The following is a 23,111-nucleotide window of genomic DNA, read 5'->3' on the forward strand; positions in this document are numbered from 1 at the left end:
TAATATGAGTCTACTAAAAAATAAGCGAATTCTGGTAGTTGAAGATACCACCATTGCTGCCACTTTTCTGGCTCGAGAGCTATCGGCGTTACGTGCATTGGTTGTGGGCTTGGCTCGTTCAGACCAAGAGGCTTTAGAGCTGACTGCTAAACATTCGCCTGATCTTATTTTAATGGACATCCATTTGGCTAATGGCGCTTCGGGTATTGAAACTGCCCGGCTTATTACTGCTCAGTATGGTGTTCCTATTATTTATACGACATCTTATTCAGATGATGAAACGCTTGCACTGGCTTTAAACACGTCACCCTACGGATATTTAGTTAAGCCTTATAGCACCGATACATTGAAAGTAACATGCGAAACCGCTTTTCGTAGAATTGAATTAGAACATACCGGCCAGGCCAGCGAAAAAAGTTTTCAGAACACGGCTCAGGCGTTAGAGCTTGGGGTTGATGAGTTATCTAACGAAGGCGAATCGTTCGAGTTTGTTGATGCCAGTAGTTTGCAAAATAGATTTGGCTGCAGCACGGTGATCCCTAAGCAAACCTTTATTGACCTTTTTGAACAGAAAAAACAGCAAAAAATTAAGTCACAAATTGCCCACGCAACTACCGTGCGTCAGGCGTTTTGCATTGATACAGAGCATGATGTGTGGGTGGATGTCATGTTTAATGATATTCAGGAAAGCGAAGACACATATCAAATTGGCAGTGTGGTTGATGTAACCGCCCGTAAACGCCCCCGTCATAAGCTAGGATTATCAAGCTTAATGCTAAAACAGTTGGCTGAGGGCGTAGCGGTCCTCTCAGACAAATTTGTTATTTTGCAGGCAAACGATGAGTTGGCTACCTTATTAAAAATACAGAAAAATACGATGGTCGGTAAGAGGCTGTCTGATTTGGGTATCAGCGATGCGGTATTGGCGGCCTGTAATCCTGAAGTAACTGCGGGCGTGGTTCGCGAGCAACTTGGCCTGCTGGACGGTAATGGCGACGAATTTCCGGCGCTGGTTACAATAAGTGCACTTGAACCGAAAAGCTCCCGCGCAGGTTATATCATGACACTGTCAGATATAACCGAGCTGAATCAGGCCGAAAAAAAGCTGGAAGCATTGGCATTTACCGATACGCTTACCGGTACCGGCAATCGCAATTACATGAAGCTCCTGCTTAATGACCGTGTCTACCAAGATGCCATTGAAGCGCTTGTATTTATTGACTTAGATGGCTTTAAAGCAATAAACGACACCTACGGCCACGATATAGGTGATGAAGTTTTATGTGAATGTGCTAACCGTCTGCACGATATTATTCGCGAAGCCGACACGCTTATTCGTCACGGTGGTGATGAGTTTGTGGTGTTGGTTCAGCAAAGTGAAGACTTGCAGATTTTTGGTGAAAGGCTGTTAAAAGCCTTTGAAGATCCAATTCATGTTCAGGATTTAGATTTGTCGGTAGGTGCAAGCATTGGTATTGCACACAGTCGATTAAAAAGTGATGCCAACGAATTATTAAAACGTGCTGACATTGCCATGTACGAGGCAAAAAAGCAGGGGAAAAACCGGGTAGTATTTTACAGCGACTCTCATAATGAGGCGATTGAGTATCGTCTGTTTGTAGAACAAGGCTTGTTAGAGGCAATCACCAACCACGAGCTATACGCAACCTATCAGCCTATTGTAAATACGGGTGGCGAAATTGTTGCATTAGAAGCCCTATGCCGGTGGCGTAATCAGGATTTAGGCGACATTCATCCTTCTTCGTTTATTCCTATTGCCGAAGAAACCGGGCTTATAAACGAGCTGGGCCTGAAGATGTTGCGCGAAGTGTGCATTGCCCGTAATTTACTCAAAGAAGCAGGCTTGAACCATATTCGGGTGCATTTGAATGTGTCGATTTTACAACTAAACTCAAATGCTTTGGTTAGTAAATTTGTTGCCTTTTTGAACGAGTTTAATGTGTGTGCCCAGGATATTGTACTAGAGGTTACCGAGTCGGCGATGCACGATATAGGCACTCGCCGCATATTGCGTCAGCTTGCGTCCAGTGGCTTTACAATTGCCGTAGATGATTTTGGCTCGGGTTATGCCTCAGTTGCCGAACTTACCGAAGCCTACACGCACATAGTAAAGCTTGATAAAACCCTGATGCCAGGGAAGTACGGGCCTGAATCAAAGCGGATAGTGGTCGACAGTTTAATTCAGATGTGTAGCAAGCTGGGTAAGTCAGTGTTACTAGAGGGTATTGAAAACGCAGAACAGGCTGACTTTGCACGCCATGCAGGGTGTGACCTGATGCAGGGCTTTTATTACCATGAACCTATGACCATATCAGAGCTTATCAGTCACTTTCAAAAACAAGCCAGTGCATAAGCAACCCCGCATAATACGGTCAGTCTTAATCGTTGCTTAATGCTGATGTCGCTGGCGATGGGCAAAAACATACTCAGCGGCCGATTTATCCAGGTTTTCCATATGCGGCATTGCAAAAAGGTCGGGGCAGGGCATGCTTTGTAATCCCTGATAAACTACCTGAGGCAATGGCGCAACCAGCGCCAGCGTGCAGCAAAATTTGTCGGCTTCGCAGCTTATAATTCGACATGTATCGGTTTGTACCGTACTTTGAAGTAGTTCCATGGCTTCTAGAGCGTACTCTGGAAGGCGGTTAAGCCGAGTGCGATAGTTATCGGCGTTGACGGTCTGACTCCAGGGAAAGCGCACCTCGGTGACCACTCCTTTCAGCGTTTCGACCACTTGTGATTTTAGCCACACAGAAAAGTGGCGATAGTTAATACTGACTATGTCACAGCTTTCATAATCATCCGGAATAGCCATTGTATCGGCAGGCGGGGTGATACGCATCAATAAGTTCTCAGTAAATCTTCATCAGACAAACTATGATTGTTTACATACATTGAAATAGGAAAACGATCGTAAATTTTATCTCCAAACGCCCGGGTTTTGTGCACCACAAATACATCGGCGTGTTCATGGCCATACTTAGCAATAAAGACGTTTACGAACTCGGATACAATTTGATGTGCGTCGATATAAACCTCTGACGTCATGCTAATGGCTCGGTCATGTAAACGCTGTAATGAACCATTATAGTCGTCGAGCAATGCGCTGATTTCTACACGGTCAGGCGTTTCTGCTAATATCGCAGCACGAAAATTGGATGGGCCGCCTATAAAATCACGTTCGACGTAAGCATGAAAGTCGTAACGTCGAATAATTTGTCCCTCTTCCTCAACCAGGGTGGTACGCGACTGAAACGCATGACATCCCAAACCGTAGTACGTGACATAATCATACAGGGCATCTACAAACCGATAAGAAAAAGACTTCTGATATTCCTGGTCCATGGCTTCAGTCAACTCAAGGATAAGTTCGCGTTCCAGGGGTAAGCAGCCTTGTACATGACGTTTAAGCTGGCTGGTGAATATACGGGCACTAAGAATGTAATTATTGATGGCCGCGTTAAACTGAGGCTTCAGCGCTTCTATTTTTTGAATATCGCGCTGGCCGCTATACAGAGCGCCAAGCTGGCCCATCAACTGTTCAATAAGCTCAAAATTACTTTTAACTAACTTAAACTTATGTGAAATAGCATTGATAAGCGAAAGGCGTTTTCTGCCACGCTTTAACTCCCGAAATTGTTCTTCAGATAGCGGCAGCGACAGGTCCTGATCTCGTGTGGTTAGATAAAACTCTGAGTCCATTGGATAGCGGTCTGGTACGCGAATCGGCATAGATTAACACGCAATTTGATTTACTTTAAACCCTTATCTTGGTTTGCCTGGTGACCGCACCGTGTTTTTGTTTGCCAAGAGGAATACTTGCTTTAATCAACGCTGGTAAATAACATCACGCCCATTATAATCGCTGCCATTATCTGAATATCTTGGAGCCAGAATGTTTCCAGAAACTGTTACCCCATCATTGCCCGACTCTGTTGTAGAGCAAGCCGGAAAATTAGATGCAGAAGAGCGTTTAGAGCTGCTTTTGCAATACACAGGCAAGTCGGGCGAAGTGTGGACCCTGGCCGGTGAGTCAGGCTTTGTCATGCTCGAGCCCGACGCTGAAACTGAATCTGAAAGTGAAACCAATGCGCAGTCTCAGGTCAACGTATTGCTACCCATCTGGCCTCACAAAGATTTAATTGGTCTGTGGACCCGGGCAGAAGAAACCGGGGCCGAGCCAACGGCTATTGCGCTTGATGAATTCACCGAAACCTGGCTGCCGGGGCTGGCAAACAATCAGGTAGACTTAGTCGTGTTTCCAGTGGGGGCAAAGCAAACCGGCATGGTGCTCAGTGCCCAGGAACTGCAGCAAAGTTTACAAGAAGCGCAATAAACTGTGAATACCCACACATTACCCGTCGCGCAGCAAATAGTTGCTGCCAGCGGCTGGGATGAGCTTACCCGGCAGTTGATGTTGGCGGGCAAAGCATTACCTGATATACCCCCAGAACTTAAAGTTGCAGAAAACCAGGTGCCGGGTTGTCAAAGCCGGGTATGGCTGACGTATGATCCGGTATCTCCACCGGCGTTGTGCGGTTTTAGTGAAGCAAAGATCATTCGCGGTGTATTGGCGATATTACTAGAAAAAGCCAACAGCTTACCCGTGGCAGCGCGTGGTGAATATGACTTTGAAGAATATCTGAAGATACTGGGAGTCAGTCGCAATATAAGCCAGTCTCGGGCCGATGGAGTGGCGCAGATAATCCGGCAGATTAACCAGATGACTAGCTGAAATAGCGGCTCGGTTAATAGTGAGCATTATAAAATGTTTGATACTGATATACACACATTGCTAAGCGCGGTTATGTGACTATATTTGCCGGTTTTTTGCCTCTATCCATTGCGACATATACTGGGTACTGCGCAACGTTTCGTGCCAAAGCAATTGCTGCATTATAAGCGTACTGCGATGGGCACTAAGTTGAGTAACCAGATTTTCAAGGTGCAATGTTAGCTGATACTGGTGATCTGGTGTATCGAACTGCCTGCGCAATACCGCAGATGATTTGTCGCTGGCGGCCTGCCATAACTGCGCATCGTCATGTAATAACACGGCGGCATCGGCCATTGTTTTTATCTCATTGCTGATAACGCCCGGCCAGTGGTTTGTATGGTCAATACCTTCAGCGCCTGATTCGGTGGTTACACTGGGTGTAGCGCATTGCATAGCCGTGACCAGTTTGCCTTTAACGCCTGCGCCAAAACGGATGGGTGCCAACATGACTCGATGTTTGCTCACCGCTGTGCGCGCATTATCTACCCAACCTTCTACCATAAATCCCTGAGCGGGATTGTGTAAGTTCGTTACTTTTTTAGCAGGGTAGGCCCCATAAACCGACAATTGTGCGCCCGGCATTTTTGCACGTATGGCAGGCCAAAGCTGTTCTTTTAACTGTAACAAGGCATCCCAGTTAGGCGCATGCCGAAAATTACCGATAAAAACAAAGCCATGGCGCTCAGAAAAGGGCGGCGGTTGTAAATCACAAGTACTGATTAAAAGCGGCAGATAAAGCAACTGCTGGGCCGAAACCCCATACCTGGTTACCAATAAATCAAACTCGGGTTTAGAAATAATGAGAGTAAGGTCGCATCGCAAAATAGCTGCAACTTCACGTAGCACCATCGGGTCAGTGGCTTCAGAATGTGAGCCTGAACTTTTTTTCAAGGCCTGCTGCCGGGTATGTCGAAGGCTATGTAAGTCTTCGGTATTAAGAACCCTTAGTGCGTTTGGACATGCTTTTTTGACTCGCCACGAAAATTGCTCCTCAATCATAAACCGATCGAATATCACAATGTGGGGGTCGATACTTTCTATTAAGGTGTCGAATGAGCTGCAATTTAATGCGATAGACTGACTTTCGACGTTTATCTGTTGTAAGTCTGCTTTGTGGGCACTATCGCTTGCTGCACTTAAAAAAATAGTGTTCCAGCCTTTGTCGGTTAATGCACCCAGCAAGTTATACATATTTTCACCCGCGGCCGAAGAGCACGGTTCAGGCCAAACATACCCAATTACAACGATAGACAGGGAGGTCACGAAAAGAGATTCCTAAGACAAAGGTTGAAACGCTGCAGTGTATCAAAATTATCGCAAAAGGGACTACATAAGCCAGAGCGATGGGGGTAAAGCAAAATCTAGTGGTTTACCCCTATTTTTGGTGTCGTTAGTCGATAGTATACTGGTTTTGTAGAGAAATCTGTTCTATAAATCATTTTTTTGCCGGGTCGGTAATGTATTGGGATGGGATTCTTTCATCCCCAAGGGAGTTGAAAAATGAATGTTCAGGAATTAGCGCTCAGTGCAAGTGAGTTGTTTGTACTGCCCGAAGCGGTAACCCGATTAAAAGAGTGCATGGATGACAGTGCAGCAAGTATCGATGATGTTGCCGAGATAATCTCTTTCGACCCAGGCTTAACTGCACAAATACTCAAAGTGGCAAACAGTGCGCTGTACCGCTTTCCAAAACAAATTGAAACAATTAGCAAAGCATTACAAATCATTGGTACGCGCTCGGCCTATGATCTGGCACTGGGATATGGGGTAACCCGTGCGTTCAGTAATATTGAGTCTCAGGTTATTGATATTGATAAATTTTGGGAACAAAGCGTAAGTTGTGCGTTATTGGCCAAGTATTTTGCTGAATGTCGTCGCGAGCGTGAGCCTGAGCGCTCGTTTGTATGTGGCTTGCTGCATAATATCGGCGAGCTGGTCGTAGTATCGACCGTGCCTGAACAGGCTCGTCGTTGTCTGGCGTATAATTCCAGAGTGTCGCCTGCGCAGTTACAATCAGCATTGCTGGGGTTCACTTACGCAGAGCTTTCTGCTGAATTGTTAAAAGAGTGGGGTATCCCGCCAACGATTTACCAAACTGTAGGTAGCCTTCACGATGCCACACCTGAGACCAATGATGCTCGTATCCTACAACTGAGCTACACCCTGGCCTTGAATAACGTACACCCTGATATTTATCACGATTTGTCGAATATTGACCCAGCTTTGCACGAAGGCCTGAGTATCGATATTAACGAGCTGGATGATGCACTTGATATTACAAATCTTCAGTGCATCAGTGTGTTAGCGTTATTTAACCCGGGCTCTTTTATAATCTATTAGTCAAAAATCGCAACGGTTTGCCGACTAATGGCGACCACTTCGTTGTCTTTATCCCAAATGGTCGCTTCGGTATGACCATAACCATCCGCAGCCTGACGCGTATGTGCCTGATAAGCGAACCAGTCGCCTGAGCTTACTTCCCGGTGAGGGTGAATAAACTCAAGGTTCCAGGTAACCGTACTGGCAGGGGCAGGCCACTTCATCATTTGTAGCAACGTAGGCGGCCACGCATCGATAATTGTTATTAAATGTGCGTCTGAAAAAATGGCCGGCGGTTGAGAAAAGCGCATGAAGCCATGGTAATGGCTGCTTTTTCTACCTGTAAATGGTACGCCACCATCAGAAATCGCCAGGTCAAAATGACGTAGAAACTTTGGGGTCACTTTGGGTATCTGAGGAATAAACTGCGCTTTTTTAGGCGCCGGCATGGCGTGCACCTGATGATTTTCAACCTGTACTTTAGAGCTGCGAGCTACTCCAAAACAAGCCTGACTTGCCACGCAAATTTTGCCATTTTGAATTATCTGCCCAGAGAAATGACTAACACTTTTACCTTCACGCAGCGGTTTAACTTCAATCTCAAATGGCTCATCTATATTTATAGGCCCGATAAAGTTGGTATTAAAAGCGCGTAGCACTCGATCGCTGCTCACAAACTGGCTTATCGCGCGGTAAATCATCGCGGCACTGACACCCCCGAAAGCGGTGCGTCCCTGAGCCCAATTAGCAGGGATCTGCAGGTGATTGAACAGTTTGCTATTATCAGGTTGTATTGTTGCTTCAGGCAAAGTAAGCAAGTCATCAATATGCATGAGTTTCTGGTCAGATGAGTAGTATGTGATATCCTAACCTAATCAATCTAAAACGCCAATTATGAAATTAAAGTCTTAAGGAAAAACGTGGCATCCACTTCTCTTACTCTGCATTTTGCACATGCAAATGGTTTTCCGGCGGGCAGTTACCGCCAGCTTTTTGAACAGCTTCCGTCACACTGGGATATTCTGGCAAAACCTATGTTTGGCCATGAACCGAATTTGCCGGTGAATACAAACTGGGGCAATCAGGTAATAGAGCTTATCGATTACGTAGAGAAAAATCGTAGTCAGCAAAAAGTATTTGCCGTGGGACATTCTTTTGGGGCCATCATTTCATTTATGGCGGCGTGCCAGCGCCCCGATCTTTTTGCCGGATTAATTGCCATCGACCCGCCTTTAGTTTTAGGGGCCAAAAGATTATTGTTACGTACGGCTAAGCATACAAATTATATTAATAAAATTACCCCTGCGCGGTTGGCTGAATATCGAAAAAAGCAGTGGCCGGCTGGCCAGGATATGGTGAACTATTTTCAGCAAAAGCAGTTATTTTCTAATATGACGCCTGAGTGCATTGCCGATTATGTAGAGTGCGCGACTAAGCGCAGCCATGAAAATATCAACCTGGTTTTTAATCCTGAAATTGAAGCCGAAATATTTAGAAATGTGCCTCACAACTTAGGCAGCTTTAAGGGCAAACTTAAGTGCCCGGGCCTGCTGATAACGGGCGCAGAATCCCAGGTGTGCAAAAGTAAGCATTGGCGCCGGTTTGTAAGTATCAATTCAATAGAGCACACCGAGTTGCCCGGCGGACATATGCTGCCTTTAGAGCATCCTCAAGATGTTGCGGCCCAACTCACCACCACATTGAGTCAGTGGGCCGATGTGTCTTGTGTAAAAAGTTTCGCCAATGCCTAAGCCATTAACTTTCCGGTTGCTTTGTTGAGATTAAACCGCCCATGGGCAGGTCGAGCATTTCTCGGGTAACCAGCACTACGCCATTTTCAGATACTCTGAATCCCCGGGCTCTGTCTTCATCATGGTTGTAGCCAATAACGGTACCTTCAGGAATTACACAGCCGCGATCTATAATGACTTTGCGCAGCTTACAATGTCGTTTAATTTCAACATCAGGCAAAATTACCGCCTCTTCAATGAGTCCGTACGAATGTACACGGACATTAGAAAACACCAAACTTTGACGTAAGGTAGAGCCAGAAATAATGCACCCACCCGAGACCACCGAATTGATTGCCTCGCCACGGCGATCGTGATCTTCCCAGACAAACTTAGCGGGAGGCAGTTGTTCCTGATATGTCCAGATAGGCCATTTTTGGTCGTATAAATTTAGCTGGGGAACCGGAGCAACCATTTCCATATTGGCTTCCCAGAACGAATCTATGGTACCAACATCACGCCAGTAAGAAGAGCCGTCTTCGTTATTCCCACATGGAAAGGCAAAAACTTTTTGATCAGCAATAATAGAAGGAATGATATCTTTACCAAAGTCGCGCTGAGAGCCTGACGTTTCGGCGTCACGCTTTAATTGTTCGAACAAAAATTCGGTGTCAAACACGTAGTTGCCCATTGAGGCAAGACACATGGTCGGGTCGTCAGGTAGAGGAGTAGGATGTTCAGGCTTTTCTTCAAATCCATTGATGCGGTAATCATCTTCAACTGATAAAACACCAAATGCCCCCGCGGCTTCTTCTACCGGTACAGGCATACAGGATACGGTCATTTTAGCACCGGTTTCAACATGATGTGCCAGGAGCGGCCCGTAGTCCATGCGGTAAATATGGTCACCCGATAGAATCATGACATACTTGGGTAACTCGTCTCGAATAATATCCACATTTTGAAATACCGCATCGGCAGTGCCTTCATACCAGCTGTCAGAAAAGCGTTGTGAAGCAGGCAGAATTTCAATTGACTCGCCTAATTCCTTTTTAAAATGTCCCCAACCCCGGACCAGATGTCGAATCAAAGAGTGTGATTTGTACTGAGTAACAACCCCAACCCGACGAATACCCGAATTGATGCAGTTAGATAAAGGAAAATCGATAATTCGAAACTTTCCGCCAAAATACAGGGCGGGTTTTGCCCGCCAATTTGTAAGCTCGTGGAGACGGGAACCTTTGCCACCCGCTAATATAAGAGCATAGGTATCACGGGTTAAATTACTGATGTAACGCGAACTGTTGTCTGCCATTTTTTGAATCTCCTTTCCCTTTTTGCACCGGTGATGCTATCGCGCTGAGCTTGCCGTCAAAACGTGGCCTATAGTGAACACTACAGCCGCCTTGTTTAATATATACAAATCATAATATTACGATACGAAAATCCAACTGTTCTACAAAAAAACAATGCTTAAAGCTGGTTTACGACTACCCTTATCCACGAGGGCAAAGGTAATACAACATGATTGTAGTAGCGAGATACCTCGCCCGGCTATCGTAATGTATATCACAGATAGCTATACGTAATACGACGTTTTTTAAGTAATACCTTCAGTGGCTTCAATAAAGCGTTAACATGCCTCTTTCTTTCTTTTGAAAATGTTAATAAAGTGTAATGGTCGTTTCATAGTGTACGAAGGAACATAAATATGGGATTTCTTAAAAAAACGCTTTTTATTGTCAGTTCGATATTGGTGGCGTTTGTGGTTATTGGTTTTCTACTGCCCTCAGAATATGAAGTAAAAAGAAATATAATAATAAAAGCCCAGCCAGAAGAGGTATATCCTGAAGTGGTCGATTTGCGTGCATGGCAAAACTGGGGGGTATGGTTTCAAAAAGATCCTGATATGCAAATTGAATATGGTGGCCCCGACCGTGCTATAGGCATGTATTCAAAGTGGCAAAGTGAAACCCAGGGTGATGGTGAGATGCGTATCATCAACTTACAACACAACAAAGAAATATCCTACAGCCTGTATTTTCCTGACTTTGATATGGGTTCTACCGGCGAAGTGAAATTAGAACCTACCGTTGAGGGTACCAAAGTTGTCTGGAGCGATTCGGGCGAAGTAGGTAACAACCCGGTTAATCGTTATTTTGTTTTGTTCATCGACGATATGATAGGACCAGATTTTGAAATGGGTCTTGAAAATCTTAAAACGGTTGTAGAAAACAAACAGTGAACCTGGCATGACAGTCAGGTTAATAAATAAAAGAGTCTTACTTTTTATGACGTCTCATTTTCTGAAGCCACGTCTATGGCTTTTGCTTTTTATCTTTACAATCATTACACCTAAAGTGTACGCCAATGACTCGTCGGTTTTACCAAGAGGTATTTGGGAGGGCCTGTACGAAGATCACATGACGTATATTATACTGGAGGTCAGAGAAGACGGCGCTCATGTGCTACATAATGTGTATTTAGGAGATAACCTGAGTATCAGGCAATACCCGTTTACCGATAAGAACATTGAGTACAACCGTGGTACCTGGCGAATAAAAATAGAAACGCCCACCGAAGACGAAACCATTGAGCTGATCACTTCAAAGTTTAGTGACGGCATGCCATTAGAGATTTTTCAAACTGTCTATGATTTACAAGACGGTGCTATTTTGACCAAGCAGTATATTCTTAATCGAAAGTCAGATAGGTCATCTTTAAGAGAGATGATGGGCATGTTCAAAAAATCGTTTATAGAGTTATCAGAAGAACCGAACCGGAACTCGGACGATAAAATACATGGTCTATGGATAGGCACCCTAAATAGGCCTGAAGGACCCGAACTGGTTATGATGGACTTAAAAGAACAGGGTCAGTCACGCTGGGTAAGGTCGTCCTTAGGAACCGCGTCAAAATATGAAGCAACGTTCGAGTTTAGTGAAGCAGACAAGCTCGGGCACGCTTTGGTCTTTAATACAGCCCATGATATTACAGCTACAACACTGATAGTACATTGGCGCAAGGGTAGGCCATTAAGGGGAAATTCGTTTACTTATATCGACGATACTTTGTTATATTTCGGCCGTTTTACCCTTAGAAAACTTCAGCCTCCTATGCATTGGCGGCCATAAACGTTTTTAGCTTATTGGCAGACAGAAGTGTTTCTTAAGCCGACTTGCTGTGCAGACAAACCAATACACTGGGTTATTTTATTAAGACTGATTTATCAGCCGGTCGGTTTTATTAACCGGCTGACAAGACTTGCTAACAAGACCAGGCGGTCAGACTTACTGCTCGGCTATCCACTGTTTAATATCTTTTTTCACCATAGCCATGGGCCGGGCTCCAGGTAGTAAAATAGCATCATGAAAGGCTCTGATATCAAATTTATCGCCTAATGCGGTACGAGCCTGTTGTTCTAAATCAACAAAGGTAAGCATACCGAGTTTATAACCCAAAGCTTGTCCCGGCCACGCCATGTAGCGTTCTATCTCGGGTATTACATCAGATAACGAGGTGCCGGTAGTGTTATGAAAATAATCGATTGCCTTTTGGCGTGGCCATTTTTTATGGTGCAAGCCGGTATCAACAACCAAGCGCACAGCGCGGTACAGCTCTGCCTGTAACCGGCCTAAATCTCCAAGCCAGTCGTTTTCGTACATATTCATATACTGGCTGGCAACGTACTCGGAATACAAAGCCCAGCCTTCAACATACGCGTTATACGGTGCATTCTGACGCATTAAACCAATATCTTGCTGCGCCATGTTTAAGGCTATCTGAAAGTGATGACCAGGAACTGCTTCGTGATAGGTCAGTGTTTTCAAACCAAACTTGGGCACGGCTTGCATGTCTCTTAAATTGATCCAGTAAATACCCGGGCGAGTGCCGTCAAGTGAAGGGGGGGTATAAAAACCTCCTGCTTCACCTGCCTGAGACACCTCGGGAATACGACGAACTTCAACAGACTGTTCTGGTAACGTACCAAAGTATTCCGGTGCCTTTTGCATAATGGCGTCGGTTTCTTCGCGTAGGTAATTAAGCAGTTGCTCGCGACCTGCGTCGGTATCTGGATAAATTTGACCATCAATATCAGTCAGATTTACCATGCGTTCGCCTACACTGCCTTCTGTATAACCGTTTGCCTGTAAAATTTTATCCATCTGCAGTGATATACGCGAAACTTCATCCAACCCAATTTGATGAATTTTTTCAGCGCTGTAAGTTGAGTCGCCCAGCTTCTTGATGGCATGCGCGTAAAAGTCAGCGCCTCCTGGCTGTGACCAGATACCATCAGCATCACGGGCACGTAATTCGTTGTTTGCCACCGCCTGGCGCGCATTTCTGTAAGCAGGGTAAACCACGTCTTTTACATGTTGTTCGGCTTGCTCAACCAGGGCATTACGTGTTTCATCAGACAATACCGTAATTTTATCTAGTCTCTTTTCAAACGACGTGACCAGCTCATGCTCAGCTGGCTTGCTTTGTAAAAAGCGGTCAAAGAATGCCAACGCTTTTGGGTGCAGGTTAGCGGGTAAAATAATGCCTTTTTGAGCATCAGCATCAAATTTAGCGACCACGTTATCTACCAGTTGACCCATATTGGCCAGCCGCGCCAGATAATCCTGAGCTTCAGCTTCGGTAGTCACGGCTTGCTGTACCTGCATGAGTTTAGGGATATCAATAAGCGGGCCTGAAATCTGATTAATAATATAAGGTAGATGACCGCCCCAGGTATCAATATAGCCAGCAGGAAAATCTTTGTCTCCGGCGTAGTATTCAAAAATATTCGCGAGTATCTCACGATGCATTTTTTCATCACTTGAAAGGTCTTCAAAGTTCTGTTGCTCAAAAGCCTTTGCCGCATTACTCATCGCTTCCTGAAAGCGATTCATACCTGCCGGCGAGTAATCGGGAAACCGGCTATTGTAATGTTCACCGGCAAGCTCAGAAGGTAACGCTAACATGGTGGCCAGGGTAGGTTGTTGAGTAACAAATTCAGCGGTAGCCTGTTGTTCGGCTTGTTTTAAAGAGCTCATAGCAGAAGTTGATAATACCGTGTTTTTTGCAGTGGTATTATCAGACTGAGAAGGGCCGGTAGTGCCGTTCGAGCAGCCAGCCAGCGCACCGGCAATCGCCAGGGCCAATATTCCAAATGATGATTTCATGTCGTTAGAACCTTTTAGTTAAACTGTCCTGCCATTGTGCCTTGTTAACTTAATGATTACATTAAGTTTGAACAGCGTTTACCGGTAATCGGTCGTAAACGGCATTTAAGCAACAAGGGTGGCTTTAATCGTGCCCAATAGGCCAAACCCATGTACCGTAAATCAGACTTGTTTGAGCAGGCTGAAAAGCAACCACTTTTCTATCAGCGAACCTATAGATGGTGAGATAAGGGTGATAGTTACCTTAGTAAGTAAAGCAGTGCTAACGCCTGGGATGTCAGCGCAAGACAAAAGAACGCATAGCACCATAAATAGGAACCATTTCTCGCGAGCAGTTTTATATCGCGGCATTATCGGCTGAGCAAACCAATAATAATAACAGCCCGACGGCAATATTGTGCTTTGTCGATAACCGTAAGCACGCTTTCAGCCTAAAGCGCGGGTCAGTGTAAAATGAGTTATCGCAACACCTAAGTGCATCGTGGCCTATTCTGTACCCCTTTTTTGGTAAAACTCCCTATAAATATAATTCAGTCAATACAGCATGATATAGGGGTAATAAAAAAGGAGCCCCCGGGCTCCTTTTCAAACTATTCGTTTACTGCCACAGATAGTCTTAACTTAATAATGCGTTAGCCGCTTTAGAAGCGGGTTTTCGCTGTAGGTGTTCGCTGATAAAAGCGCTTGCTTTTAATAAGCTGGACATATCCACACCGGTCTCGATATGCATGCCGTTAAGCATGTACAAAACATCTTCGGTCGCCACGTTTCCGCTGGCACCTTTGGCATAAGGGCAGCCGCCTAAACCCGCTAAAGCACTGTCTATAACCCGAACTCCCAGGGTCAGGGCCACGTAAATATTGACCAGTGCCTGCCCATACGTATCGTGGAAGTGTACTGCCAGCTTATCGGCAGGTACTTTGCTCAGTACGGCTTCTAACATCTGCGCGGTTTTAACCGGGGTGCCTGTCCCAATCGTATCCCCCAGGGATATTTCATAGCAGCCCATCTCCAGCATTTTTGCGGCTACGTCGGCAACCTGTTGGGGGGCTATATCGCCCTCATACGGGCACCCAAGGACGCACGACACATAACCACGTACCGGCATGTTAGCGTCACGGGCTGCTGCACAGACCGGAGCAAACCGCTCCAGACTTTCTTCTATAGAACAGTTAATGTTTTTTTGGCTAAAGGTTTGTGAAGCCGCGCCAAATATAGCCACTTCATCAGCCTTGGCGGCAACGGCGCCTTCAAAACCGCGCATATTCGGGGTAAGCGCGCTATAGTTTACATCGTCGCGACGATTCACCAGTTCAAAAACTTTATCTGAATCAGCCATTTGTGGCACCCACTTAGGCGACACAAAGCTTCCGGTTTCAATACGTTTTAAACCGGCTTCAGCTAACTTTTCTACCAGTTTTGCTTTGATCGCAGCGTCTAACTTTACCGCTTCGTTTTGCAGCCCATCGCGTGGGCCCACTTCAACAATACTTACCCTTTGTGGCAGCTTACTCATCAATTTTAAACTCCAGTAGCTGGGCGCCACCATCAACCAAATCACCGCCGGCAAAGAAAAACTCAGTGACAACACCATCGGCAGGGGCTTTAATCGCATGTTCCATTTTCATGGCTTCCATTACAATCAGGGTGGTGCCTTTTTTCACTTTTTCGCCTGTGCTCACCATGGTATCTACCACTGTCCCGTTCATGGGCGCAGCAAAATCGCTGTGCGCACCGGCATCGTCGGTTTCACCTAAATCAGGGGCAACATAGTGAACATCAATCGTGCCATCAGCGCTGAACAACGTATAATGAGCAGCATCCTGACTAAAGCCAATACGCTGTTGATAGCCATCGACGTGCGCATGCAGCGTATGCGCCTCAAGGTGACCCGTTAAGTTATAAACTTTATCCTGGTGCTCAACCTGCCACTGGTTAGGTTTTTCAGTAGAGCCGGTATGGGTGACTGTCAACTCGTAAGTTTGCTGATTGATCACCAGCTCAAGTTTTTGTCTAAGCTGATGATTAGCGCGCCATGCCAAAGGTATATCCCACGGTGTAGAGCGTATATTTTCAGACGGATCGCGCTTCTCCTGAGTCAGCAAAATTAACAACGCAGCCGCCGGAACCAAACTGTCGTCGTTTTGCCCTGGCTGATTAAACAAACTATCGTGGTGTGTTTCGATAAATGTTGTTACCAATTCTGCTTTGCGAAAGGCTGGGTGAGACGCAACGTTGTACAAAAACGAAAGGTTAGTGGTGACCCCTGCAACATGATAATCGCGCAAAGCTGATAGCAGACGTTGCAGTGCTTTTTCACGATTTGTATCCCACACTATAAGTTTAGCAATCATAGGGTCGTAGTAAACACTAACTTCATCGCCCTGAACCACACCGGTATCTACCCGGATATGCTCAGACTCTGCCGGCGGCCTGAGAAGCTTAAGATTCCCCGTGGCCGGTAAAAAGTCGTGTTGAGGGTCTTCGGCATACAGACGCGCCTCAAACGCATGGCCCGTAAGTTTGAGGTCGGCCTGGCCCTTTGGAAGCGGCTGGCCATCAGCAACAGTTATTTGCCACTCAACCAAATCTTCGCCGGTAATTTTTTCGGTTACAGGGTGCTCAACCTGTAAGCGGGTATTCATCTCCATGAAATAAAAGCGACCATCGGCATCAAGTAGAAACTCGACGGTACCTGCACCTACGTAGTTAATCGCATGCGCGGCTTTAAGTGCGGCCTCACCCATATTTTGACGTAGGTCATCGCTGATCCCCGGAGCAGGGGCTTCTTCAATAATTTTCTGGTGGCGGCGCTGAACCGAGCAGTCGCGTTCAAATAAGTACACTCCATTGCCCTGCGTATCACAAAACACCTGAATTTCGACATGTCGGGGTTGGGTCAGATACTTTTCGATGAGCATGATGTCATCACTGAAACTGGCCATGGCTTCACGCTTCGCCGCATTTAGTGCATCGTCAAATTCGTCTTCACTCCACACCTGGCGCATGCCTTTACCACCACCACCGGCCGCGGCTTTCAATAGCACCGGATAGCCCATATCGTTAGCATGGTGTTTTAATGTTTCGCTAGACTGCTCGTCGCCGTGATAGCCGGGCACAAGAGGGACACCCGCATCCTGCATGATGTTTTTGGCGGCCGACTTAGAGCCCATCGCCGCAATGGCTTGCTCTGGCGGACCTATAAAAATAATACCTGCTTCGTCGCAGGCCCGGGCAAATTTGGCATTTTCTGATAAAAAGCCGTAGCCGGGATGAATCGCATCCACATTTAACGCTTTGGCGTGCTTTAGAATCACCTCACCTTTAAGATAACTTTCTTTCGACGGGGCCGGGCCTATGTGTACGGCCTCATCGGCCATACTGACGTGCAAGGCATTGGCATCAGCGCTTGAATACACCGCTACCGTACTGATGCCTAATTTTCGAGCGGTGCGAATCACGCGGCAGGCTATTTCACCACGATTAGCAATTAGAAGTTTATTGATCATGCGTTATTCTCCAGCCACGGGGCGGGTTGTTTTTGAAGAAAAGCATTTAAACCTTGCTGACCTTCTTCACTGACCCTGACTTTAGCAATCCACTGGCTGGTTGTTTTCATAAGAGACTCGTCAATGGGAACACCAGCAACGTATTCGACTAACGTTTTTGCCTCACCTACCGCTTGCGGACCATTTTTAAGTATTTGCGAGATAACATCATCAATGGTGGTGTCCAGCTCGTCTTCAGTTACGGCCTCTGACAGCAGCCCTAACCGGCGGGCCCGGTGCGATGAAAACACCTCAGCTGTTTGAAAATAGCGACGGCATACTCTGGCACCCATAGCTTCAATGACATACGGGGCGATAGTCGCAGGAATTAAACCAATACGCACCTCGCTAAGACAAAACTTACTTAAGCGACTGCCTATGGCAATATCGCAACAAGCAATCAACCCTACGGCGCCCCCAAAAGCGGCACCCTGAACACGGGCGATGGTGGGTTTTGGCAGGCTGTATAATGTTTGCAGCATAGTAGCCAGAGCCATAGCATCCTGCTGATTTTGCGACTCAGAATATTCGGCCATACGTTGCATCCACTGCAAGTTGGCTCCGGCACTAAAACTTTTACCTTCGGCTTTTAGAATTAAAGCCCGTACTTTGTTATCAGCGCCGGCTTGTTTAAAATAACCGGTGAGGGTTTCAATCATGGCATCATCAAAAGCATTGTGCTTTTGGGGATTATTCAGCGTTACCGTGGCAACGCCGCGAGCATCGACATCGTATAATACTGTCGATGGTGTTGAAGAAGTAGACATGTTAAATGTGCTCCTTACATTCTGAATATGCCGAACTTAGTCGGTTCAATAGGTTTATTGAGCGCAGCAGACAATGACAACCCAAGCACAAGCCGGGTGTCGGCGGGGTCTATAACCCCATCGTCCCACAGTCTGGCAGAAGCAAAGTAGGGGTGGCCCTGATGCTCATAGGTATCTATTACCGGTTGCTTAAAGCTGGCTTCTTCTTCGGCTGACCAGTCTTCGCCTTTACGGGCTTTCTGGTCGCGTTTTACCTGCGCCAGTACACCCGCTGCCTGCTCGCCACCCATAACTGAGATTCGGGCGTTAGGCCACATAAACAAGAATCTGGGGTCATAAGCCCGGCCACACATTCCGTAGTTTCCGGCACCAAAACTACCGCCGATTAATACGGTAAGCTTTGGAACATTGGCGCAGGCCACTGCGGTAACCATTTTGGCGCCATGTTTGGCAATGCCACCAGCCTCATACTGTTTACCCACCATAAAGCCAGTGATATTTTGCAAGAAAATAAGCGGAATATTGCGGGTGGCGCAAAGCTCGATAAAGTGCGCCCCTTTTAGGGCGCTTTCACCAAATAAAATACCATTGTTGGCGACAATACCTACAGGCATACCGTACAGTCGGGCAAAACCACAAATCAGAGTGGTTCCGTAAAGCGGCTTAAATTCATCAAATTCTGAGCCATCTGTAATACGGGCAATAACGTCACGTACATCAAAGGTTTTGCGTGTATCTTTAGGAATAATGCCATAAATTTCACTGGCACCGTAAAGAGGCTCCTGAGCCGGCTTTGTATCTAACTGTTTAGGTTTTACCCGGTTAAGTCTGGCTACCGCATCGCGGGCCAGGGTCAATGCATGATGGTCATTATTGGCCAATTGGTCGGCCACGCCCGAGGTACGGGTATGAACATCACCACCGCCTAACTCTTCTGCGCTGACTACCTCACCGGTGGCTGCTTTTACCAGGGGTGGGCCACCTAAAAAGATGGTACCTTGTTCTTTTACTATTATGCTGACATCGGCCATTGCTGGCACATAGGCGCCCCCGGCCGTGCACGATCCCATAACTACTGCAATTTGTGGAATGTTTTTGGCCGACATATTTGCCTGATTAAAAAAGATTCGGCCAAAATGGTCTTTGTCGGGAAAAACTTCATCCTGACGCGGAAGATTCGCGCCACCAGAGTCAACCAGGTAAATACACGGTAAATTGTTTTCTTCAGCAATAGCCTGGGCCCGCAGATGCTTTTTCACAGTCAGGGGATAGTACGTTCCGCCTTTTACCGTAGCATCGTTAGCCACCACCATACATTCTACGCCTTCAACCCGGCCAATACCGGCAATAACCCCGGCGCCCGGTACATAGTCATCGTACACCTCCCAGGCTGCAAGCTGGCTGATTTCCAGAAAAGGGGTGCAGGGGTCCAGTAGGGCTTCTATGCGTTCGCGCGGAAGTAATTTTCCCCGTGAGATATGCCGTTCAGCCGACTGCTGACCGCCACCTTGCATAATTTGCGTAACTTTTTCATTAAGGTCATCTACCTGCGCCTGCATATGCGCCTGGTTTTCCTTAAACTCTTCTGATTTTACATTAACAGTGCTAGTAAGTACGGGCACGTGTCTCTCCAACGTAATTCAGTACCCTGCGAAAAAACGTGTTTTTTCGCAAGGTGACAGGGGTTAATTTATTCAGACTCTTTAAACAATTCGCGGCCAATAAGCATACGGCGAATTTCAGAGGTACCCGCGCCAATTTCATATAACTTGGCGTCGCGCAGTAAACGGCCGGTGGCATATTCGTTCACATAACCGTTACCACCCAGAAGCTGAATCGCGTCCAGTGCCATTTTTGTCGCCAATTCTGCAGAATATAAAATTGCGCCGGCTGCATCTTTGCGTGTAGTTTCACCACGGTCACACGAGCGCGCTACGGTATAAACATAAGCGCGAGCTGCATTCATCTGGGTGTACATGTCAGCTACTTTGCCCTGAACCAACTGAAACTGACCGATAGACTGACCAAACTGTTCACGTTCATGAATATAAGGCACAACCACATCCATACATGCTTGCATAATTCCTAGCGGGCCCCCTGACAAAACCAGTCGCTCATAGTCCAGCCCGCTCATAAGCACCTTAACGCCTTCGCCTTCTTTGCCCAGAATGTTTTGCGCGGGAACTTCACAGTTATCAAAAATCAATTCGCAGGTGTTAGATGAACGCATGCCCAGTTTGTCGAGCTTTTGTGCGTGGGAGAATCCCGGGGTGTCTTTTTCTACAATAAAGGCGGTGATGCCTTTGGCACCGGCAGCGGTATCTGTTTTGGCATAAATGACAAACGTGTGGGCATCAGGACCATTCGTGATCCACATTTTATTGCCATTTAGTACGTACACATCACCTTTTTTCTCAGCTTTAAGCTTCATGCTGACCACGTCAGAACCTGCGTTAGGTTCACTCATGGCCAATGCTCCGATATGCTCGCCGCTAACCAGCTTAGGCAGGTACTTTTCACGCTGGGCGTCTGACCCGTTTTTATGTATTTGATTAACACACAAATTAGAATGGGCGCCGTAGCTTAATCCTATACCGGCAGAAGCGCGGCTGATTTCTTCCATGGCCACGGTGTGCGCCAGATATCCCATTTCACTGCCGCCGAATTTTTCGGCAACGGTAACACCCAGCAAGCCCATCTCGCCCATTTTGGGCCAAAGCTGGTTTGGAAAGCTATTATCTTCGTCTGCCTGTGCTGCTAGTGGAGCAATCTCGTTTTGGGCAAATTGATACACCTGGTCGCGTAACATATCAATGTCTTCGCCCAGGCCAAAATTAAGGGTAGGGTACGGGGTATTCATGCGATGTTTCCTCTTCTTAGTTCAGACAGCTCCTCGCGACAACGAGTTTCTACGTCATCCAGCTCACTCATCAATGTATTGATGTCTTCAAGCTGCTGATTTAAAACCGCTCGTTTTTGTTCGGTAAGTTGCAGCATTGTTTTAAGCTGCACTGCCGAATCAGGATTGCTATCGTACAATTCAAATAGCTTTTTCACTTCTGCCAGCGAAAAGCCAAGACGTTTCCCGCGCAAGATAAGCTTTAACCTTACCCGGTCTTTGTTACCGTAAATCCTGTTCTGACCCGTTCGGGCCGGATTCATTAAACTTTGTTCTTCGTAAAAACGAATAGAGCGCGGGGTAATGCTGAACTCACGAGCCAGTTCACCAATGGTGTAGGTTGCTTCAGTGTCGTAATAACTCATGCCACATTGCCCTGTGATATAAACGTGTTAACGCAAACTTCAAAACAGACCAGAGGTTAATTGACACTCACAATTTGACACTTTGGTTATAGAGGTTTACGTTAACGTAAATTGCATATTACGTTAAGGTAAAGTAACAATTACATAACGTCAACATGGCAACGATTTATTACGCAACAAACCAAATAAGCATTTATCGAAAATATGTAAAAGGGTTTGCGTACAAAATTAGGTAAACAGACAGGGCAAAATATTATGAGTAACGAAACAGTAGTTATTGTCGCGGCAAAACGAACCCCTATGGGCGGCTTTAATGGTGCACTAAGTAGTATGTCTGCTACTGAACTGGGCGCAAATGCAATTAAAGCCAGTTGTGAAAATGTTGACTTAAGTCAGATAGACGAAGTCATTATGGGCTGTGTATTACCAGCAGGACTTGGCCAGGCGCCGGCCCGACAGGCTTCGTTACACGCCGGTTTACCGCTTTCGGCAGGCGTGACCACCATCAATAAAGTCTGTGGTTCCGGACTGAAAGCGGTAATGATGGCACATGATCTCATTAAAGCCGGATCGGCATCGGCAGTTATAGCCGGAGGCATGGAAAGCATGAGTAATGCACCTTACATGCTACCCAAAGCCCGTTCAGGTTATCGTATGGGTCATGGTCAGGTGCTGGATCATATGATGCTTGATGGTCTTGAAAATGCTTATGACGGAAAGGCAATGGGCTGTTTTGCCCAGGACACTGCCGATGAAGAAAATATTACCCGCGGCCAAATGGATGAGTTTGCACTTCGGTCTTTATCGCGTGCCAACGAAGCCATAGAAAGTGGCGCCTTTAAGTCAGAAATTGTCCCCGTTACTATGTCAACCCGAAAAGAAGACATTACCGTGGATACCGACGAAGGTCCGGCTAATGCGCGTCCCGAAAAAATTCCTGGTTTGCGGCCGGCCTTTAAAAAGGATGGCACGGTAACCGCGGCTAATTCTAGCTCAATTTCAGACGGCGCCGCGTCTTTGCTGGTAATGAGCGAAACAAAAGCCAACGAAATGGGTCTGACGCCTATGGCTAAAATTGTGGCTCATGCCACCCATTCCATTGAACCTGAAAACTTCACAGTGGCACCGGTAGGGGCCATGGAGAAAGTATTAGATAAAGCTGGCTGGAGCAAAGACGACGTTGATTTATTCGAAATTAATGAGGCCTTCGCCATGGTCACCATGCTGGCTGTTCGCAAAATGGGCCTGAATGAAGATAAAGTTAACATTCATGGTGGAGCATGTGCGCTAGGCCATCCTATCGGTGCTTCAGGGGCGCGTATTTTAGTAACATTGCTGCATGCTTTACAAAAGCGTAACGCCAGTAAGGGCGTGGCTTCACTGTGTATCGGGGGCGGTGAAGGTGTGGCATTAGCGGTAGAAATGCTGTAAATAAAAGTTTCCATGCTGGTAAAGGTGGCTTTTTTTCTAAGCTTCTCTTTTTGCAGTAGTTAATAAAAAAAACCTGGCATTCA

At 46.4% G+C, this 23,111-nt stretch carries 20 protein-coding genes; 8 read left to right on the plus strand and 12 right to left on the minus strand.

Annotated features, from left to right (window positions below; all coding sequences use genetic code 11):
- The first annotated feature begins 4 nt into the window (after window positions 1–4).
- Entirely contained in the window at window positions 5–2,374 is a 2,370-nt protein-coding gene (locus tag JK130_RS06850) for a GGDEF domain-containing response regulator (RefSeq protein WP_218353571.1), read from the plus strand.
- Window positions 2,375–2,410: 36 nt separating this feature from the next.
- On the opposite strand, the gene JK130_RS06855 is transcribed toward JK130_RS06850, so the two are convergent.
- Both JK130_RS06855 and JK130_RS06860 read right to left on the minus strand, forming a co-directional pair.
- On the minus strand, window positions 2,411–2,863 hold the full coding sequence (locus JK130_RS06855) for a hypothetical protein (RefSeq protein WP_218353572.1): 453 nt from the start codon (window positions 2,861–2,863) through the stop codon (window positions 2,411–2,413).
- Window positions 2,863–3,753, minus strand: a complete 891-nt coding sequence (locus JK130_RS06860) for a hypothetical protein (protein WP_218353573.1) — start codon at window positions 3,751–3,753, stop codon at window positions 2,863–2,865. The genes JK130_RS06855 and JK130_RS06860 overlap by 1 nt, the downstream gene beginning before the upstream one ends.
- A gap of 163 nt (window positions 3,754–3,916) precedes the next feature.
- Here JK130_RS06860 and JK130_RS06865 point away from each other — a divergent pair, with 163 nt between their 5' ends.
- Window positions 3,917–4,357 (plus strand): DUF2750 domain-containing protein, encoded by a 441-nt coding sequence (locus JK130_RS06865; RefSeq protein ID WP_218353574.1) that lies wholly within the window; start codon window positions 3,917–3,919, stop codon window positions 4,355–4,357.
- 3 nt (window positions 4,358–4,360) lie between these two features.
- Window positions 4,361–4,756 (plus strand): SufE family protein, encoded by a 396-nt coding sequence (locus JK130_RS06870; protein WP_218353575.1) that lies wholly within the window; start codon window positions 4,361–4,363, stop codon window positions 4,754–4,756.
- A 78-nt stretch (window positions 4,757–4,834) separates the two neighbouring features.
- Here JK130_RS06870 and JK130_RS06875 read toward each other — a convergent pair whose 3' ends face one another.
- Window positions 4,835–5,989, minus strand: coding sequence for a glycosyltransferase (locus JK130_RS06875; protein ID WP_218353576.1), 1,155 nt, complete (start codon window positions 5,987–5,989; stop codon window positions 4,835–4,837).
- Window positions 5,990–6,298: 309 nt separating this feature from the next.
- Between JK130_RS06875 and JK130_RS06880 the strand changes: the two genes are divergently transcribed.
- Window positions 6,299–7,138 carry an HDOD domain-containing protein gene (locus tag JK130_RS06880; RefSeq protein ID WP_218353577.1) on the plus strand — a complete coding sequence of 280 codons (840 nt, stop codon included), beginning with the start codon at window positions 6,299–6,301 and terminating at the stop codon, window positions 7,136–7,138.
- Here the strand turns inward: JK130_RS06880 and JK130_RS06885 are convergent.
- Window positions 7,135–7,950 carry an acyl-CoA thioesterase gene (locus JK130_RS06885; RefSeq protein WP_218353578.1) on the minus strand — a complete coding sequence of 272 codons (816 nt, stop codon included), beginning with the start codon at window positions 7,948–7,950 and terminating at the stop codon, window positions 7,135–7,137. The two genes, JK130_RS06880 and JK130_RS06885, sit on opposite strands and share 4 nt — an antisense overlap.
- Window positions 7,951–8,037: 87 nt before the next feature.
- Between JK130_RS06885 and JK130_RS06890 the strand changes: the two genes are divergently transcribed.
- Window positions 8,038–8,868 carry an alpha/beta fold hydrolase gene (locus tag JK130_RS06890; protein WP_218353579.1) on the plus strand — a complete coding sequence of 277 codons (831 nt, stop codon included), beginning with the start codon at window positions 8,038–8,040 and terminating at the stop codon, window positions 8,866–8,868.
- Between the two features lie 4 nt (window positions 8,869–8,872).
- On the opposite strand, the gene glgC is transcribed toward JK130_RS06890, so the two are convergent.
- On the minus strand, window positions 8,873–10,162 hold the full coding sequence (gene glgC, locus JK130_RS06895) for a glucose-1-phosphate adenylyltransferase (RefSeq protein ID WP_218353580.1): 1,290 nt from the start codon (window positions 10,160–10,162) through the stop codon (window positions 8,873–8,875).
- A 396-nt stretch (window positions 10,163–10,558) separates the two neighbouring features.
- Between glgC and JK130_RS06900 the strand changes: the two genes are divergently transcribed.
- Window positions 10,559–11,092, plus strand: a complete 534-nt coding sequence (locus JK130_RS06900) for an SRPBCC family protein (RefSeq protein WP_218353581.1) — start codon at window positions 10,559–10,561, stop codon at window positions 11,090–11,092.
- 178 nt (window positions 11,093–11,270) lie between these two features.
- The gene (locus JK130_RS06905; RefSeq protein WP_218353582.1) at window positions 11,271–11,981 is read left to right on the plus strand and encodes a hypothetical protein; all 711 of its coding nucleotides are present in this window, start codon (window positions 11,271–11,273) and stop codon (window positions 11,979–11,981) included.
- 156 nt (window positions 11,982–12,137) lie between these two features.
- Here the strand turns inward: JK130_RS06905 and JK130_RS06910 are convergent, their stop codons facing one another.
- The 7 genes from JK130_RS06910 to JK130_RS06940 all read right to left on the minus strand — a co-directional run bounded on the left by JK130_RS06910 (window position 12,138) and on the right by JK130_RS06940 (window position 21,597).
- A complete protein-coding gene (locus JK130_RS06910) occupies window positions 12,138–14,018 on the minus strand; it encodes a DUF885 domain-containing protein (protein WP_218353583.1) in 1,881 nt (626 codons plus the stop codon).
- A 616-nt stretch (window positions 14,019–14,634) separates the two neighbouring features.
- A complete protein-coding gene (locus JK130_RS06915; protein WP_218353584.1) occupies window positions 14,635–15,534 on the minus strand; it encodes a hydroxymethylglutaryl-CoA lyase in 900 nt (299 codons plus the stop codon).
- Complete coding sequence (locus JK130_RS06920) at window positions 15,527–17,527, minus strand: acetyl-CoA carboxylase biotin carboxylase subunit (protein ID WP_218353585.1); 2,001 nt, start codon at window positions 17,525–17,527, stop codon at window positions 15,527–15,529. The genes JK130_RS06915 and JK130_RS06920 overlap by 8 nt, the downstream gene beginning before the upstream one ends.
- Window positions 17,524–18,333 (minus strand): enoyl-CoA hydratase/isomerase family protein, encoded by an 810-nt coding sequence (locus JK130_RS06925; protein ID WP_218353586.1) that lies wholly within the window; start codon window positions 18,331–18,333, stop codon window positions 17,524–17,526. Before JK130_RS06925 ends, JK130_RS06920 begins: the two co-directional genes overlap by 4 nt.
- A 14-nt stretch (window positions 18,334–18,347) precedes the next feature.
- Entirely contained in the window at window positions 18,348–19,955 is a 1,608-nt protein-coding gene (locus JK130_RS06930; protein ID WP_218353587.1) for a carboxyl transferase domain-containing protein, read from the minus strand.
- 68 nt (window positions 19,956–20,023) lie between these two features.
- Window positions 20,024–21,193: an isovaleryl-CoA dehydrogenase gene (locus JK130_RS06935; protein WP_218353588.1), complete on the minus strand. Its 1,170-nt coding sequence runs from the start codon at window positions 21,191–21,193 to the stop codon at window positions 20,024–20,026.
- Window positions 21,190–21,597 carry a MerR family transcriptional regulator gene (locus JK130_RS06940; protein WP_218353589.1) on the minus strand — a complete coding sequence of 136 codons (408 nt, stop codon included), beginning with the start codon at window positions 21,595–21,597 and terminating at the stop codon, window positions 21,190–21,192. The genes JK130_RS06935 and JK130_RS06940 overlap by 4 nt, the downstream gene beginning before the upstream one ends.
- 255 nt (window positions 21,598–21,852) lie before the next feature.
- Here JK130_RS06940 and JK130_RS06945 point away from each other — a divergent pair, with 255 nt between their 5' ends.
- On the plus strand, window positions 21,853–23,028 hold the full coding sequence (locus tag JK130_RS06945; RefSeq protein ID WP_218353590.1) for a thiolase family protein: 1,176 nt from the start codon (window positions 21,853–21,855) through the stop codon (window positions 23,026–23,028).
- Window positions 23,029–23,111 lie beyond the last annotated feature (83 nt).

Source organism: Alteromonas lipotrueiana, assembly GCF_019249245.1.
Lineage (GTDB): Bacteria > Pseudomonadota > Gammaproteobacteria > Enterobacterales > Alteromonadaceae > Alteromonas > Alteromonas lipotrueiana.